The sequence below is a fragment of the Bacillus sp. LNXM12-1 genome, assembly GCF_003004375.1.
Classification (GTDB): Bacteria; Bacillota; Bacilli; order Bacillales; family Bacillaceae; genus Bacillus.
In genome coordinates, this window is record NZ_PVWX01000001.1 from 1,321,848 (window position 1) to 1,337,560 (window position 15,713).

15 protein-coding genes are annotated in these 15,713 nt (G+C 42.7%); 2 read left to right on the forward strand and 13 right to left on the reverse strand.

The window, feature by feature from the left end; translation table 11 throughout:
- Nucleotides 1-4: 4 nt before the first annotated feature.
- The 11 genes from ccpA to C6Y07_RS06975 all read right to left on the reverse strand — a co-directional run bounded on the left by ccpA (nt 5) and on the right by C6Y07_RS06975 (nt 11,589).
- Nucleotides 5-1,006, reverse strand: a complete 1,002-nt coding sequence (gene ccpA / locus C6Y07_RS06925; RefSeq protein WP_034665514.1) for a catabolite control protein A — start codon at nt 1,004-1,006, stop codon at nt 5-7.
- A 451-nt stretch (nt 1,007-1,457) separates the two neighbouring features.
- Entirely contained in the window at nt 1,458-2,534 is a 1,077-nt protein-coding gene (locus tag C6Y07_RS06930) for a bifunctional 3-deoxy-7-phosphoheptulonate synthase/chorismate mutase (protein ID WP_106156452.1), read from the reverse strand.
- A 217-nt stretch (nt 2,535-2,751) separates the two neighbouring features.
- A complete protein-coding gene (gene ytxJ / locus C6Y07_RS06935; RefSeq protein ID WP_034665511.1) occupies nt 2,752-3,075 on the reverse strand; it encodes a bacillithiol system redox-active protein YtxJ in 324 nt (107 codons plus the stop codon).
- A gap of 33 nt (nt 3,076-3,108) precedes the next feature.
- Entirely contained in the window at nt 3,109-3,579 is a 471-nt protein-coding gene (locus C6Y07_RS06940; RefSeq protein WP_034665507.1) for a YtxH domain-containing protein, read from the reverse strand.
- Between the two features lie 26 nt (nt 3,580-3,605).
- Entirely contained in the window at nt 3,606-4,025 is a 420-nt protein-coding gene (locus C6Y07_RS06945; RefSeq protein ID WP_003217556.1) for a DUF948 domain-containing protein, read from the reverse strand.
- Between the two features lie 225 nt (nt 4,026-4,250).
- A complete protein-coding gene (gene murC, locus C6Y07_RS06950) occupies nt 4,251-5,549 on the reverse strand; it encodes a UDP-N-acetylmuramate--L-alanine ligase (protein ID WP_034665503.1) in 1,299 nt (432 codons plus the stop codon).
- A 303-nt stretch (nt 5,550-5,852) separates the two neighbouring features.
- Nucleotides 5,853-8,603 carry a DNA translocase FtsK gene (locus tag C6Y07_RS06955; protein ID WP_106156454.1) on the reverse strand — a complete coding sequence of 917 codons (2,751 nt, stop codon included), beginning with the start codon at nt 8,601-8,603 and terminating at the stop codon, nt 5,853-5,855.
- Between the two features lie 196 nt (nt 8,604-8,799).
- Nucleotides 8,800-9,405 carry a YtpR family tRNA-binding protein gene (gene ytpR / locus C6Y07_RS06960; RefSeq protein ID WP_060597024.1) on the reverse strand — a complete coding sequence of 202 codons (606 nt, stop codon included), beginning with the start codon at nt 9,403-9,405 and terminating at the stop codon, nt 8,800-8,802.
- A gap of 16 nt (nt 9,406-9,421) precedes the next feature.
- Entirely contained in the window at nt 9,422-10,234 is an 813-nt protein-coding gene (locus C6Y07_RS06965; RefSeq protein WP_106072597.1) for a DUF1444 domain-containing protein, read from the reverse strand.
- A 19-nt stretch (nt 10,235-10,253) separates the two neighbouring features.
- On the reverse strand, nt 10,254-10,574 hold the full coding sequence (locus C6Y07_RS06970) for a thioredoxin family protein (RefSeq protein WP_003217665.1): 321 nt from the start codon (nt 10,572-10,574) through the stop codon (nt 10,254-10,256).
- The gene (locus C6Y07_RS06975; RefSeq protein WP_060597026.1) at nt 10,561-11,589 is read right to left on the reverse strand and encodes a PTS sugar transporter subunit IIC; all 1,029 of its coding nucleotides are present in this window, start codon (nt 11,587-11,589) and stop codon (nt 10,561-10,563) included. The genes C6Y07_RS06970 and C6Y07_RS06975 overlap by 14 nt, the downstream gene beginning before the upstream one ends.
- A 199-nt stretch (nt 11,590-11,788) precedes the next feature.
- Between C6Y07_RS06975 and C6Y07_RS06980 the strand changes: the two genes are divergently transcribed.
- Nucleotides 11,789-12,235 carry a YtoQ family protein gene (locus tag C6Y07_RS06980; RefSeq protein WP_060597027.1) on the forward strand — a complete coding sequence of 149 codons (447 nt, stop codon included), beginning with the start codon at nt 11,789-11,791 and terminating at the stop codon, nt 12,233-12,235.
- Between the two features lie 129 nt (nt 12,236-12,364).
- On the opposite strand, the gene C6Y07_RS06985 is transcribed toward C6Y07_RS06980, so the two are convergent.
- The gene (locus C6Y07_RS06985) at nt 12,365-13,438 is read right to left on the reverse strand and encodes a M42 family metallopeptidase (protein WP_060597028.1); all 1,074 of its coding nucleotides are present in this window, start codon (nt 13,436-13,438) and stop codon (nt 12,365-12,367) included.
- Nucleotides 13,439-13,637: 199 nt separating this feature from the next.
- On the opposite strand from C6Y07_RS06985, the gene C6Y07_RS06990 reads away from it, so the two are divergent.
- A complete protein-coding gene (locus C6Y07_RS06990; RefSeq protein WP_003217759.1) occupies nt 13,638-13,952 on the forward strand; it encodes a PepSY domain-containing protein in 315 nt (104 codons plus the stop codon).
- 43 nt (nt 13,953-13,995) lie between these two features.
- Here the strand turns inward: C6Y07_RS06990 and C6Y07_RS06995 are convergent, their stop codons facing one another.
- Complete coding sequence (locus C6Y07_RS06995; RefSeq protein ID WP_106156456.1) at nt 13,996-15,693, reverse strand: NAD-dependent malic enzyme; 1,698 nt, start codon at nt 15,691-15,693, stop codon at nt 13,996-13,998.
- Nucleotides 15,694-15,713 lie beyond the last annotated feature (20 nt).

Below are 15,713 nucleotides of genomic sequence, written 5' to 3' on the forward strand. Positions count from 1 at the left end.
CGTTTTATTTTGTTGATTGTCTTTCTTCAATTCTGTGCGGAAGCTCAACAATTTGATCGTCCACTTGTTCTTTGTTCATCAGCTTTGTCAGCAGTCTCATTGCGACAGCGCCAATATCATAGGTCGGCTGAACAACTGTTGTCAGCTGAGGACGCACCATGAGAGAAAGTCTCGTGTTATCAAAGCCAATCACTTCTAAATCCTCAGGAATCGATACGCCTCTATCTTGTGCTCCGTGAATGACACCTAGCGCCATTTCATCGGTAGCCGCAATAACAGCTGTCGGCTTGTCAGACTGCTCAAGTAAATGAGCAAGTGATTCAATTCCAGAATCATAGGAGTAATCGCCTTCAGCGACGAGCGCATCGTCAAATGCGATGCCCGCTTCTTCAAGCGCACGCTTATAACCTGCAAGCTTTCTCATAGAGTTAATCGGTTCTGACATTGGGCCAGATACGAAGGCAATTCGCTTATGTCCTTTCTCAACTAAAAGCTGGACTGAATCATAAATCGCTTGCTCGTAGTTGATATTGACAGATGGTGTTTGAGCCTGCTCTTCAACAGATGCTGCAAGAACAATTGGCACAGGAGAGCGCTTAAATTCTTCAACAAGCACATCTGTGATGTTTCCGCCCATAAAGACAATCCCATCTACTTGTTTACCTAGCATTGTATTTAATAGATGAAGCTCTTTATCGGTATTTTGATCTGAGTTGCTTAAAATGATGTTGTACTTATACATCGTGGCGATATCTTCAATTCCGCGAGCAAGCTCCGAATAGAAGATACTAGAAATATCAGGGATGATCACCCCAACTGTTGTAGTTTTTTTACTTGCAAGGCCTCGTGCCACAGCATTCGGACGGTAGCCAAGACGATCAATCGCTTCAAGTACCTTTTTTCTTGTTGTTGGTTTTACATTCGGATTACCATTCACTACGCGTGATACCGTTGCCATACTTACATTTGCTTCTCTTGCTACATCATATATTGTAACATTATTCACATAAATCACTCCTTCAAATACACTTCATATCTATAGCATTCACCAATTGGATAGAGACATGTCAGATACGAGGAAAATAATATCCTATTTGTCATTAAAACGATGAAAAGAGACACATAATTTTTCAATCTACATCAAAATGACATTCTTTTATGAAATTATACACGTTTTTTCACCATATGAAAACGTTCCCTTTCTTTTTATAACTAAATTAAACAAACTTTAATGAGCTTGTTACCTGTAAATTGAATCATATTTCATGAAAAATCGCCGAGAACGTCAGCTATGACAATGATCTTAGCAGATTCTATCGAATTTTAAAAATGAAAACATTGTGAACAAGCACTTTTGAGGCTTGTAATGTGCTCTTTTCCTTTCATTCCCAATCTCCATCATATTTTATCCATAGAAAAACCGCCGGGCAGTTATCCGGCGGCTTTTCTATCTATGATTACGCGTGAATGTTGACAAGTGGTCTTAACGCATCTAACCATTTTTCGAATTGAGGAATGTCCATTTGCTGCGCTGAGTCAGATAGAGCAACAGATGGATCTGGATGCACTTCTGCCATGACACCGTCTGCTCCAATCGCAAGAGCTGCTTTCGCTGTTGGAAGGAGAAGATCTCTACGTCCAGTTGAGTGCGTCACATCAACGAATACTGGTAAATGTGTCTCTTGTTTCAAGATTGGCACTGCAGAGATATCAAGTGTATTTCTTGTCGCTGTTTCGTATGTGCGGATACCGCGCTCGCAAAGGATGATTTGGTCATTTCCTTGGGCGATGATGTATTCAGCTGCATTGATGAATTCTGAAATAGTCGCTGCAAGACCACGCTTTAAAAGAACTGGTTTCTTCACAGATCCGGCTGCTTTTAATAGCTCGAAGTTTTGCATGTTCCGTGCACCAATTTGGATGACATCGATCTGCTCAATCGCTTCTTCAATATGAGCAGGATTGACGATTTCACTAATGACAGCAAGACCGTATTCATCCGCTACACGCTTTAGAATTTTTAGACCGTCTACACCAAGTCCTTGGAAATCGTATGGACTTGTGCGAGGTTTAAATGCACCTCCGCGAAGTAGTTTTAGTCCTTGCTGTTTCGCTGCTGCCGCAACTTCTGCGACTTGCTCGTAGCTTTCAACAGCACATGGTCCAACGATGAAGCGCTGTTTCCCATCACCGATCGCTTCTCCATTGATGTTCACGATTGTATTTTCCGATTTTTTCTTACGAGAAACAAGAAGTGCTTTGCTGTGGTCATCTTCTTGAAGCTCTAGACCTGCTTTGAAAATCTCTTTGAAAATATGCTGAATCGTTGAGTTTTCGAATGGTCCATCATTTGCTTCAAGAATTTGGTTCAGCATTGTGCGCTCTCTGACAGGATCATAACGGTTGACACCTTGCGCTTCTTTCGCCTTTCCAATTTCTTTTACAATGCTTCCTCTTTCATTGATCAGTTTTAAGATTTGAAGATTTAGTTCATCTGCCTGCTGTCTCAATTGTTCTAGTTCATTGTTGCTCATTTTTGTCATCCTTTCCTCTGCCTGTTCTCGCTTTTTATTTTTTCATTCTCTCATGATAGGGTTTATTATAAACAAAGATTTCGGAATTGTCACGAAAATTTTCTTTATTACCCAAACGCTTTTAAGCGATAAAGTATTATGTGTAAGATTATAGCATACTTTTGGTTGAAGTAAACCTTTTTTTATAAAAAAACGTCAGCAATTGCTGACGTTTCTTCTACAGATTATGTTCAAGCGCTTCTTTTGTAATGCTTGAGTGAGATGCATGCCACTTCACTTTTCCACCGCTAAAGACGAGTGCCTGGGGACTTTCATGCTTTACCCCCGACTTTTCAGTCACATAGGATGAAAGCTCTCTTGTGTTTTGGATTTGCAAGAAATAAGTAGGCACGTCTTCATGTGCAGACGCAAATGCTTCAAACTCTTGAAAAGCCGCTTGGCTGATCGGACATGTCAAACTGTGCTTAAAAAAGACAAACGTCCCATCTTGATTCGTTAGTTGATCAAACTGTTCTTCTGTTTCAATGAGTTGTTTTGACATGATGTTCTCCTTCTTCACTCCGAGCAGTGAGAGTTAGCCTTTAGTCGATTGTTCTACTTTTTCTTTGACATCTTTGATGCCATCTTCAATTTCTGATTTCGCTTCTTGTGCTCGTACTTTTGCTTCGTCTGCTACATCTGAAGCTTCATTTGCTAGGTCAGCTGCTGCATCTTCTGCTTCACTTTTTACATGATTAGCTTTTCCAGCTGCACGCTCTTTTATGTCTTTCACTTTGTCTAAAATCTGGTTTGACTGTTCTGCTACCAGTTGGGACAATTCAGACGTTTTATCTTTCGCAATCGTCACATATTCAGTGCCTCTTTCTTTTGCATCTGTTGTGAGGCGATCTGTTTTTTCTTTTAAAACATTCGCTTGGGTGTTCAAATCATCGCGAAGCTCTTTCCCTGACTTCGGTGCTAAAAATAAGGCTGTTGTTGCACCAACAATTCCACCAATAAGTGTTCCGATCAAAAAGTCTTTGCTATTGATTCCGTCTTTGCTCATGATTATTCCTCCTATGCGAAAATGGTTTATTTTTGGTGTTTTCGTTGTTTCCATTTTTTATAAATTTCAAGTGCTGCGTTACTCCAGCTTACCACATCCGTGACTTTTTCTTGATTTCGTTCAACGGATGAAGAAACTGCACCAGCTGCCTGCTTTATGCTTGTATTAAATTGGTTGATCGAGCCGCCAATTCCCTGCACCGCATCCACAACTGTGTTGAGTTTTGCCGATTTGTCTTGAATATCTTCAGCAAGCTGATTCGTCTTATGTAGCAACTGTGTCGTCTCTGTGGTGATCCCTTGCATCTGACCTTCAAGACCTTCTAAAGTTGATGCAACATTCTTTAATGTCAGCTGTAAGGATTTTAATGTTTTGGACAAATAGATGACAAGAATGAGGAAAGCAATTGCGATCAGTGCAACGCTTAGATATAGAATAATAATCATCTGATACCTCCTTTGCTGCGGGCATATGCAATTCATTACCCTCTCGTTGTATCATTCAAACATCGCCTAGAATGACCGATTGAATAATAATTCTACACTTATTCGCTGATTCCTGTCCACAGCGAACGAAAAAAAGCGGCAGATGTTGACACATTTAGCCCCTTTGTCACATTTTATTCAAAATAAAAAAAGTGCCGATCAAAACGGCACTTTTCCTTTAAGCATTTATACAGCGACTTTCTCATAAGCACGCAGATATTTTTGAATGTCTCCTGCTCCCATAAAGATCAGAATCCCATCTTCGTGCGCTTTCAGCACAGATGTATCTTCTTCCGCAATCAATTGGGCCTGCGGGATTTTTTCTCGTAAATCTTCGATACTCAGCTTCCCAATGTTTTCACGGGCTGAACCGAAAATATCGCATAGGTATACATAGTCCGCTTTTTTCAGACTGTCAGCAAATTCACTTAAGAATTGCTGTGTACGTGTGAAGGTATGCGGCTGGAAGACAGCGACAATATCACGGTCTGGATATTTTTGACGTGCTGCTTCAATGGTGACTTCAATCTCCGTTGGGTGATGGGCATAGTCGTCAATTAAGACCTGCTCACCGACCACTTTTTCATTAAAGCGGCGTTTCACCCCGCCAAATGTCATTAGTGCCCCTTTGATGAGCTCTACATCAATGGCTTCATAGTGACATAATGCAATCACAGCTAATGAATTGAGGACATTATGATTTCCGTAGGCAGGAATGTAGAAGGTATCATAAAACGTATTGCGTACAAATACATCAAATGTAGTGCCTTCCGTGTTTTTCACAACATTGCGTGCTTGGAAATCATTTTCTTCATTGAAACCGTAGTACACAACAGGTACCTTCGCTTGAATCTTGGGCAGATGCTCATCATCACCGCAAGCGATAATGGCTTTTTTCACTTGAAGCGCCATGTTTTGAAACGCATCAAACACGTCGTCAATGTCCGAGAAATAATCAGGATGATCAAAATCAATATTGGTCATGATCGCATAGTCTGGATGATAGCTGAGGAAGTGTCTGCGGTATTCGCATGCTTCAAATACAAAATACTCGCTGTTTTCTTTCCCCATACCAGATCCATCACCGATTAAGTATGAAGTTGGTTTCGCTGATTGCATCACATGGGCAAGCAGTCCTGTTGTCGACGTTTTACCATGAGCACCAGTAATCGCAACGTTTGTGAATGAATCCATGTATTCTCCAAGGAATTTATGGTAACGAATGACAGGAATCCCTTCAGAAAGGGCACGTTCAATCTCAGGGTGTGTATCAGGAAATGCATTACCTGCAATCACGGTCATCCCTGGCTGAATATTATCTGGGTCAAATGGAAGAATTTTAATATTTCGTTCTTCTAATGCTTTTTGTGTAAAGATATGTTTTTCGATATCCGATCCTTGGACAGTATACCCAGTATCATGAAGAATTTGGGCCAGTGGACTCATACCTGTCCCTTTTATTCCAACAAAATGATAAACAGTCATAATTGTACCTCCAACAAACGTCTATCTGACTTACAGTATATGACGCTCATTTCAATTTGCAACTTGTGATTTTCGCCTCTAGCGGCTCACAGATCGCAGCTCCAAATAAAGATTTTTTTCCGATCTTCCTATTCTAATCAATATTAACTATGATTAGTATCCGACAACTTTCCTATTTCTAACACCTGCTTTCGCTCATTTTATATAAAAAAGCGTTCTGACAGGCATACGAAAAGCGTCCAATTACAAAATTGCACCTATGTGCTATCATACCATGTTTATAAAAAAAATGAAGTGGTTTGTTTAGATCAGCTGTTCTAAGTCACTCAGTGTCATAAGGACTTCCCTTGGCTTACTGCCTTTTGCACCAGAGATCATGCCCTCGCGTTCCATCATGTCGATCAATCTGGCTGCACGATTGTAGCCAATTCTAAATCTTCGCTGCAAACTCGATGTACTAGCGCTATTCTGCTCAATCGCAAAACGGCAGGCATCCATAAACAATTCGTCTTCATCTGTAATCGCAGAGCCTTGGAGCATTAATTCCTCCTGTTCGAAAAGGAACACTGGCTTACGCTGTTTTCTTACATGTGCCACTACTTGATCAATCTCACGGTCTGATACAAAGTTCCCTTGCAGCCTCGTCGGCTTGCCGGAGCCATTTTCTAAGAAAAGCATGTCTCCTTTTCCGAGAAGCTTTTCTGCACCTGCCATGTCAATGATCGTTCTAGAATCTACCTGACTTGAGACAGAGAAAGCAATTCTTGTTGGGATATTGGCTTTAATGAGACCTGTGATGACATCGACAGAAGGTCTTTGTGTCGCAATCAATAAATGAATGCCGCATGCTCTTGCTTTTTGTGCGATTCGGCAAATGCTTTCTTCGACTTCATTTGGTGCGACCATCATTAAATCAGCGAGCTCATCGATCACAACGACAAGATAAGGTAGTTTTTCACCCATTTGTTTTTCTTTGACAAGCTCATTGAATCGTTTAATTTCTCTCACGCCAGAGTGTGCAAACAGTTCGTAGCGCCTTTCCATTTCATCCACTACCCATTTCAGAGCGGCTGTCGCTGTCTTGGCATCGGTGATGACAGGACTCACGAGATGCGGAATGTGATTATATGGCGCTAATTCAACCATTTTAGGGTCGATTAAGAGCATTTTTACTTCATCTGGTGACGCTTTAAACATTAAGCTCACTAAAATGGTATTGATACAGACACTTTTTCCTGACCCTGTTGCTCCAGCAATTAAGCCATGCGGCATTTTTTGCAGATCAACCACAACAGGCTGGCCGGATATATCTAATCCGAGTGCTGCTGTTAAGGGTGATGGATTGTCTCTAAATGCACTGCTTCTGATCATCTCTCGTAAGAAAACCATTTTACTGTGAAGGTTCGGCACTTCGATCCCGATCGTGTTCTTTCCTGGAATCGGTGCTTCGATTCGAATATCTTTTGCGGACAAACTGAGTTTAATATCATCTGATAGGTTCGTGATTTTGTTCACTTTGACACCTGGTTCTGGATGTACTTCAAACCTTGTCACAGAAGGGCCTTGCGTGACATGAACCACACTTGCTCTGACATTGAAATTTTTCAGCGTGGCATTGAGCAGCTCTGCCCGCTCTTTCACCCATGTCCCGTCCTCTTCTTTTTGAGCTGGAGGTACGTCTAAAAGGGCGAGACTTGGGAAAACATACCCTTGTGCATCTGCTGCTTTCTTTTGCCCTTGCACACGCTGATCACTTTTTAACATCATGACGTTAAAAGGAACCGTTGAGGTTTGTCCGCTTGTACGTTGCGTCTGCGGAGCTGCTTGTTTCGGTCTTTCTTCCTTGACTTCATGCACTTGTTCTTGCTTTTCTTGCTGCTCTATGACAGGTTCTGCTGGTTCAGTAGCGGTCTCATCGTCTGCTACTTGTTCTATTGGCATCATTTGATCTTCTACTATTTCAGCTTCTTCCAACAATTGGTCTTCTTGCAGATCATGCTTGGCGACTGGCTCAGCTTCTTCAAATGCTGCCGCTGGCACTTCTTCTTGATGATCTTCTATGGAATCAGCTTCTATTTCCGCGACCGGTTCTGCTGGGATGTCTTCTGTTACCTCAACTTCTTCTGCCGGCATGTCTACTTCCATTTCAATTGCGGGATGTGTGTCTTCTGCTGTTTCGAATGTCAACGGTTCTATTTCCTCCGTATGATCTACAAACTGATGTACCGGCTCGCCTTTTATTTCTTCGTCATCGCTTGAGACATCCTGTTCCGGCTCAGCCTCTACCGGCTGTTCTTGATAAGCTTCGGCCTCCTGATTATGTAAGTCAGCTTCAATATGGTCTTGAGGCTCAGAAAAGGCTTGCTCTTTTTCCTCTGTTTGAATGAAAGGCTCGTCATTTAAACGCTCCATCGTCGATTGAACGTGATCCTGATAAGCGAGTTCCTCTTGCAAAGTAAGCGGGGTCACGTCTGTTTGCATGTCCACTCTTTCTTCTGCTGGGGCTGAAACCGTTTCTTCCATACGATTTTCTTTCCGTATTGACGGAATGTTCATTTGCTGTCTGACATTTCGTACACGCTCTGCCTCTTCTGATAACAGGGTGACACGCTGCGCTGTTTCTGCTGCTTTCATTTGAACAGGAGATGATTCTTCTTTCGCTTCTGTTCGTTTTGGACGCATATCCTGATGATAGCCATAGATCGGTGATGGAATTTGCTCTGTTTTGAATGGCTTTTTATTGATGTCAGGCTGCACCGTTTGTTTTGGCTCATAGGTCTTCTGCTTAGCCTTTGGCTTGCTTGGCTTTGCGCGTCTTCTTTCCTGCTTCACTCCGTCACGCAGAGGTTCATCTGGAACGAGCGGAAAGCGGAAGTTGCCTTTCGGATATTCATAATAGACTTTTGTATCTTCAATTTTTTTATATTCTTTATGCTGTTCAAAAACTGGCTGCGTTCGTGCAGCTGGACCTTCATTAGGTCTCACAGCTTTTTCTTCTTTCTTTTCTTCTTCTCCTAAAAATACACTAAAAAATTTATCTAACCAACTCATCATTTATCACTCACTTTAACTCCCCTTACGTTTTCTTGGGCGATTTTTAGTATACCATTGCTTTTTCATGCAGAAAAGCGAGAAAAGTGCTGCTCTTTGCTATTTGTGCTGTCTGTAGATGAAAAAAAGTCACTAAGTACGTACTTAGTGACTTTTGGTATAACACATTCTTCGCTCCTATGTGCCCGTTTATGGGAGGTTACGCTTTAAAGGGTTCGCCAGCTTGGTGGCTTCCCTCTAGAACAAGAATCCCTTTTTCAGCAGGCGCGTCTGGAAGATCTAGTTCTTTTGCTGAACAAATCATTCCGCTTGATGGAACACCTCTTAGCTCAGCATCTTTGATGACCAAACCGCTTGGCATCACCGCACCAACCTTCGCAACCACGACATATTGCCCTTGATCAACGTTTGGCGCACCGCACACGATTTGTAATGTTTCATCGCCAACATCTACTTGGCAAATGTTTAATTTATCTGCATTCGGATGCTTTTCTTTTTCCTTTACATAACCGACAACAAATTTTGGTGATAGATCCACGGTCAACGTTTCACTTACACCGTTGCGGTTTAAAATTTCGTTGATATCTTGAACAAGTGTTTCAGATAGCGGTACAGATCCGTTTTCTTCAATTTTCATGTAAGTGGATGCGTTGAAGATATTAAAACCTGTTGTTTCTTTTGTTTCTTGATTGAAGATTCTTACGACATCTCCAAACCTCTCATGACCTACTTCTTCTCTCGTCACATCTTTCAATGAAATAAGGAGTGTGTCGCCTACACCTTCTGCATTATAAAAAACGTTCATTCTTCAAAATTCCCTTCTACTGCTGTTTTGGTCTGCTTTTAGCAAGAATAAAGATCGGTTCAAGCTTGCCCTCATCATATAAAAATGACAATGCGGTAATCGGAACCGTGCCGCTGGCGAAGAAGCTCATCGACATCTGTCCTAAAATATCATAGCCTGATTCATTGCGAACATCTGCAATGATGAATACATCTTGATGGGGAACAGAAATGGCCATATGTCCTTCTATTTTTTGCGCGTATTCTTGTAAAATCGATTCATTTAAAAGTCTGCTGGCATCATATCCGTCATTCGCACGGAAGAAATAAAACCGATTGCCTGCAACTTCATCCATTTTCACCACAGTTTCAAGTGAGCGGACATTGAAGCTTGCAGTTTCCCTAATTCGCTCTTTTGTCCAGTTTTCCTTTTGAAGCATTTTCTCATCAATTAATCTGTAGGTGCTTCCAAGGTCAAGTGCGTAGAAGATTCTCGTTTCAGCTGTATGCTCATCAAAAACTAGGGGAATGCCATCACTTGATGCCTCAGGAAAGGAAGTGGAACGAATGACAGGATAGATCTGCTTTTCTTTTCCTGAGATGTGCTGCGCTTCGCCTTTCATGGCACTTAGCGCCTCTTTCACATAGTAAACGATCTCATCTAATGTTTCATCAGGCTTTACTTCCCACTTTGCAATGATTGGCGGGAGCTCTAGTGTAATACCTTTACTTGTTTGTTTATCTTCAATACGAAGCGTATCCTTTTCTCGGTCAAACTGATGTGACCAGCTGTCATTTGTCAGACGGCTTTTGAGTTCGTTCGCAAGCTGTCTTGATGTCATTTTTGCCATGATTTAGACCCTCCTTTCATTATTTAGAAAGAGAATCTGTTAAAAATGCTTCAATCTCTTCCTTCGTCTTACGATCTTTGCTGACAAAGCGGTTAATTTCTTGTCCATTTTTAAAAACTAAAAAGCTTGGAATGCCGTAAATTTCCCACTCTGCGCAAGTGTCAATGAACTGATCTCTATCCACATAGAAGTACTCAAATTCTGGGTAGTTTGCTTCAAGCTCTGGCAAGAATGGTTCGATAAAGGTGCAGTCCGGGCACCAGTCAGCTGAAAATAGCAATACTGTTAAGTCTTCTTGAATCACTTTTTGTAATTCTTCGTTTGATTCAATTTTTTTCATGTTTCATTCCTCCAGTTTGTATGGTTAAATCTCCGAATTGTATATAGCCTTTCTTTCTCATCCATTCTGATACTACCAAACTAATCACTGCCGGGCCAACGATATGCAAAAGAGCGATCGCCAGAAAAACGGATGGATGAAATCCCATAACGGTCAGTGTCATGAGCTGTCCAACGAGGCCGCTCGTTCCCATACCTGCCCCTGCCGCATTATTGACCATCCCAAAGCCAATAATACCAATTGGCGCGAGAATGAGGCCCGCAATCGTCGGCGGAATAAGGATAAGGGGATTTTTCACAATGTTCGGCAGCTGCAATTTTGACGTGCCAATGCCGACAGCAGCAAGACCGCCAAAACGATTTTCTCTAAAGCCTGCAGCGGCAAAGCCGACCATTTGAGCGCAGCAGCCAATCGTTGCAGCACCAGCCGCTGTTCCGCTTAAGTCAAGCATGAGCGCAAGCGCCGCACTTGAAATCGGTGAGCTGAGGGCAAGTCCAACAATGGTCGCTACTAGCATGCCCATGATCAGCGGACTTTGGTCAGTCCCCCACATGATGAGTCTGCCAAGCCCTGTCATCATGGCTTCAATCCCAGGACCGATCAAAGCGGCGGTGAAAAAGCCAGTAATAATGGTGACAAGCGGCGTTAAAATAATATCAATTCTTGTCTCACCACTGACCAGCTTGCCGAGTTCCACACCAATTAATGCTGCGACAAAGCTTCCAGCAGGTCCACCAAGCTCTGCTCCTGCAGCACCTGAGACAACACTTGCAAAAATGATCAAAGGAGATGCATGTAAGCGATACGCAACGGCTACACCGATTGCTGGTCCCATGAGCCCCATCGCAAGTGTTCCCATTTTGATGATGAGCGGAAGTGATAACAGACCGCCTGCTGTTTTTAAAATCAGCCCTACCACTAAGGTAGCAAATAGACCTAAAGCCATATAAGAGAGTGCATCAATGAAATACACTTTTGGCGAAAGGGAGATCCCTTTTCTTTTCAAATAAGTCATCAACGTCGTCTTCCTGCTTTCTCATAGGAAAGACGAAGAGCCTGTCCTTCCCATTATATGTAGTATTCTTACGATGAAAAATAGTCTCTACCATGAATATCATAATCATATTTTTTTTGCTTTATCAAGCACTTCTTGTGTAACATGAAAAGAAACAGGGCAAACCTTTACTAAGTTTGTACAAAAGGAGGAGATCGTTATGCAATTAACCGTCTATTTAGCAGGAGAAATTCATAGCCAGTGGCGTGATGAAATCAAGGAGAAAAGCCAATCGTTGAAACTGCCGGTGACGTTTGTTGGTCCAATGGAGAATCATGACCGCTCAGATCACATTGGTGAGGACATTTTAGGTGAGCAGCCGAATGCCATTTTCAAAGATGATGCGGCTTCTGATTTGAACAATTTCCGTACTGAGATCTTATTAAACAAGGCAGACGTCGTCATTGCCCGCTTTGGTGAGAAATATAAACAGTGGAACACGGCAATGGATGCATCTGCTGCCATCACAAAAGGAAAACCTCTCATTTTGATCCGCCCAAAAGAACTGCACCATCCGTTAAAGGAACTATCAAACAAAGCGAATATCACTGTAGAAACCGTGAACCAAGCGATCAAGGCGTTATCTTACGTGTTTGAACAGCAATAAAAAAGGTGAAACTGCAACCTTTTTTCCTCTTTTCGAAACCTTTGCAGACCTGGCAATGAATGCGAGGTTTTGTCTACATATACACACTAAAGGCTGCTCTCATGAAAGAGGCAGCCTTTTCTATTACATTTACACCTGTTGATAAATAGAATCCACTGTACTTTGATCACAGTTTTTCACCAGGCGGACAATTAATTCTTTTGCCGCTGCGTAATCATCCACATGCAATACTGAATGACTTGTATGAATGTAGCGAGCGCACACCCCAATGACAGCAGAAGGCACACCTTGGTTGGAAATATGCACACGTCCAGCGTCCGTACCACCCGGTGATACGAAGTATTGGTATGGAATGCTGTTTGACTCAGCAGTATCGAGCACAAAGTCTCTCATCCCGCGATGCGTAATCATGGTTCGATCAAAAATACGCAGAAGTGCTCCTTTACCAAGCTGGCCGAATTGGGTTTTGTCACCTGTCACATCGTTTGCAGGGCTTGCATCTAAAGCAAAGAACAGATCTGGCTGAATCATATTCGCAGCTACTTCTGCCCCTCTAAGCCCTACTTCTTCTTGAACCGTTGCACCTGAATACAGATGACATGAAAGAGGTTCGTCTTTTATTTCTTTTAATAATTCAATCGCAAGTCCACAGCCATAGCGGTTATCCCAAGCCTTCGCTAAAATCTTTTTAGGATTCGCCATAGGGGTAAAGACTGTTGCAGGCACGATTTGCTGTCCTGGGCGAATGCCAAGTTCTTTTGCCTCTTCTTCACTGTCTGCCCCAATATCAATGAGCATGTCTGATGGTTTCACAGGTTTGCTTTTTTGTTCTGGTGTTAGAAGATGAGGCGGTGTACTAGAGACGACACCAGGAATTGGTCCGTGAACGGTATGAACGTCGACACGCTGTGCCAGCATGACTTGACTCCACCAGCCGCCGAGTGTTTGGAAGCGTATCATCCCGTTCTTCGTAATGGATGAAACCATGAATCCCACTTCATCCATATGACCAGCCACCATGATTTTAGGTGCGTTCTCTGGTCCCTTGCGTACCCCAAACACACCGCCAAGACGATCCTGAATGAGTTCGTCAGAATATTTCTCAAGTTCCTTTTTCATAAAAGCACGCACATGGTGCTCATTACCTGGAGTTCCCTGTAATTCTGTTAAATTTCGGAAAAGCGACAATGTTTCTTCATTCATTCTACGGTTTACCTCGTTTCTATGTAATGACCATATATATTCCTATAAAAATAACACTCACTTTATACTATAAGAATTCTTTCGGTTTTCCAAGTATCTCTCCAGAAATTTTGAATATGCTTTCAAGTATTCGGATTCCTTAACATCAATGGACAAGTTTTGTATAATGGAAAAAACAGCAATACGGAGGTGCAGCACGTTGAAGTTAAAACATGTTCTGATTGGTGCGAGTATTGGCGTAGCCGCTGCAATTGTTGCAAAGAAAGTATTTTTCCCTACGTATATCTCGTCTGAAAAAGCATTAAAAATTGTGAAATCTGCTTTTAAACAGCGCGGCCCGATTGATGGCTCTTGGATTTATACTGTACCAGAACCGTATACCGTAAATGGTGAAACGATTGATGTGTACAAATCTGGCATTACTCGCTCAGCCTTTGGCGAGCTTGAACAGTACGAAGTCATGATTGATGCCAAAACAGGCATGATCGTTGATGTCATTGATTCTGTGGCTTGATAAAGAAAGCTTCGCAAAGGCGTGTCCTTGCGAAGCTTCTTTTTTATATGGCTTTGATTTTTTTGTACACAGGATGCCACATGGCGTCCTGTACAGCCTGAATGAGATCCTCAGGCGTTTCCTCTGCAATACCTTCATCGATCGCTGCTTGCGCCACACGGACAGCCACTGTCGCTGAAACAGTTCGAAGCTGATCCACACTTGGCAGCATCGCTGCACCCGGCTTTCCGGCATTGACCATGCTGGCAATCGCTTCAGCACTCGCAACAAACATGCTGTCTGTTATAAGGCGGGCTTTAGACACAATCGTTCCAAGACCAAGCCCTGGGAACACAAGGGCATTATTCGCCTGACCAATTTCATATGTCACGCCGCCATATTCGACAGGATCAAATGGGCTTCCCGTTGTCACAAGGGCGCGTCCTTCTGTCCACTCGATGAGATCTTCAGGCTTTGCTTCTGAAAGGGGTGTTGGGTTCGACATCGGTAAAATGGCTGGGCGCTCCACGTGTGACGCCATTTCTTTCACAATTTCCTCTGTAAATGCTCCTCCTACCGTCGAGGTGCCAATTAAGATGGTTGGTTTCGCCTGTTTGACGACCTCTAATAAATCAATGGAATGCTTAGGACCGTTACGGGCATAATCCTTTACTTCGTCAGAACGTCTTGCATATGGCTTTTGAAATGGATGAATGTCAGGCGAATCATCTGTAAGCAATCCTGTTTTATCAATACACCAGAAATGATCATATGATTCCTCTTCTTTGACACCTTCTCTTACGAGAGCATCACGGATCTGCTCCGCTATGCCAATCCCTGCCGTACCCGCTCCGAAAATGACGATTCGGTGATCTTTCAGCGGAACCTTCGAAGCTTTTGCACATGCCAGAACCGCAGCAAGTGAAACAGCTCCAGTACCTTGAATGTCATCATTAAATGTACAAATACGTTCCTTATATTTTTCCAATATGGCTCGGGCATTTTTTGTCCCAAAGTCTTCCCAGTGAAGGAGTGCATTTGGAAAGGTTGCGCGGGCAAGCTCTACATATTGATCAATGAACCGATCATAACGTTCTCCTCGAACGCGAGAATGCTGATTTCCAACATAAAGCGGATCATTCAAGAGACTTTCCTGGTTCGTCCCGGCATCAAGCACAACGGCCAGCACGCGGCTAGGATCAATGCCTGCTGCGGCTGTATAAACAGCAAGTTTCCCGACTGAAATGGCAATACCGCCAACACCCCAGTCTCCAATACCTAAAATGCCTTCTGCATCTGTCGCAACGATTAAGTCAATTGATTCATCAACACCGTAAGAGGCAAAAATCTCTTCCATGCCTTCCAAATCATCAATCGATAAATAAAGCCCCCTTGGCTTTCGATACTCGTGGCTATAACGCTGAATGGCTGTTCCAACAGTCGGCGTGTAGACAATCGGCAGCATCTCCGCCAAGTGCTCATTTAGTAATTTGTAAAAAAGCACTTCGTTTCTGTCATGAAGTGATGTTAAATACACATTTTTCCCCAGTTCATCCGGCTGTGCCTTGAACTGCTCATATGCACGCTTTGCCTGATCCTCTAATGTTAAAACCTTAGGCGGTAGAAATCCCTTTAAACCAAGCTCTTCCCGCTCTTCCTTAGTAAATGCAACCCCTTTGTTTAAATAAGGGACGGACATGACTTCCATCCCTCTTAATGGTGTTTCAATGACATCACCATGTACACGATAAAATTGGTTCACCTGCACTCTTCCTTTCACAA

Coding starts and splice junctions, on each gene's coding strand:
- C6Y07_RS06970 (WP_003217665.1), bottom strand. CDS start 10,574: ATGAAAAAAATTGAATCAAACGAAGAATTACAAAAAGTGATTCAAGAA.
- C6Y07_RS06930 (WP_106156452.1), bottom strand. CDS start 2,534: ATGAGCAACAATGAACTAGAACAATTGAGACAGCAGGCAGATGAACTA.
- C6Y07_RS06955 (WP_106156454.1), bottom strand. CDS start 8,603: ATGATGAGTTGGTTAGATAAATTTTTTAGTGTATTTTTAGGAGAAGAA.
- C6Y07_RS06940 (WP_034665507.1), bottom strand. CDS start 3,579: ATGAGCAAAGACGGAATCAATAGCAAAGACTTTTTGATCGGAACACTT.
- C6Y07_RS06965 (WP_106072597.1), bottom strand. CDS start 10,234: ATGGCAAAAATGACATCAAGACAGCTTGCGAACGAACTCAAAAGCCGT.
- C6Y07_RS06975 (WP_060597026.1), bottom strand. CDS start 11,589: ATGACTTATTTGAAAAGAAAAGGGATCTCCCTTTCGCCAAAAGTGTAT.
- C6Y07_RS06945 (WP_003217556.1), bottom strand. CDS start 4,025: ATGATTATTATTCTATATCTAAGCGTTGCACTGATCGCAATTGCTTTC.
- C6Y07_RS06980 (WP_060597027.1), top strand. CDS start 11,789: ATGCAATTAACCGTCTATTTAGCAGGAGAAATTCATAGCCAGTGGCGT.
- ytxJ (WP_034665511.1), bottom strand. CDS start 3,075: ATGTCAAAACAACTCATTGAAACAGAAGAACAGTTTGATCAACTAACG.
- ytpR (WP_060597024.1), bottom strand. CDS start 9,405: ATGAACGTTTTTTATAATGCAGAAGGTGTAGGCGACACACTCCTTATT.
- murC (WP_034665503.1), bottom strand. CDS start 5,549: ATGACTGTTTATCATTTTGTTGGAATAAAAGGGACAGGTATGAGTCCA.
- C6Y07_RS06985 (WP_060597028.1), bottom strand. CDS start 13,438: ATGAATGAAGAAACATTGTCGCTTTTCCGAAATTTAACAGAATTACAG.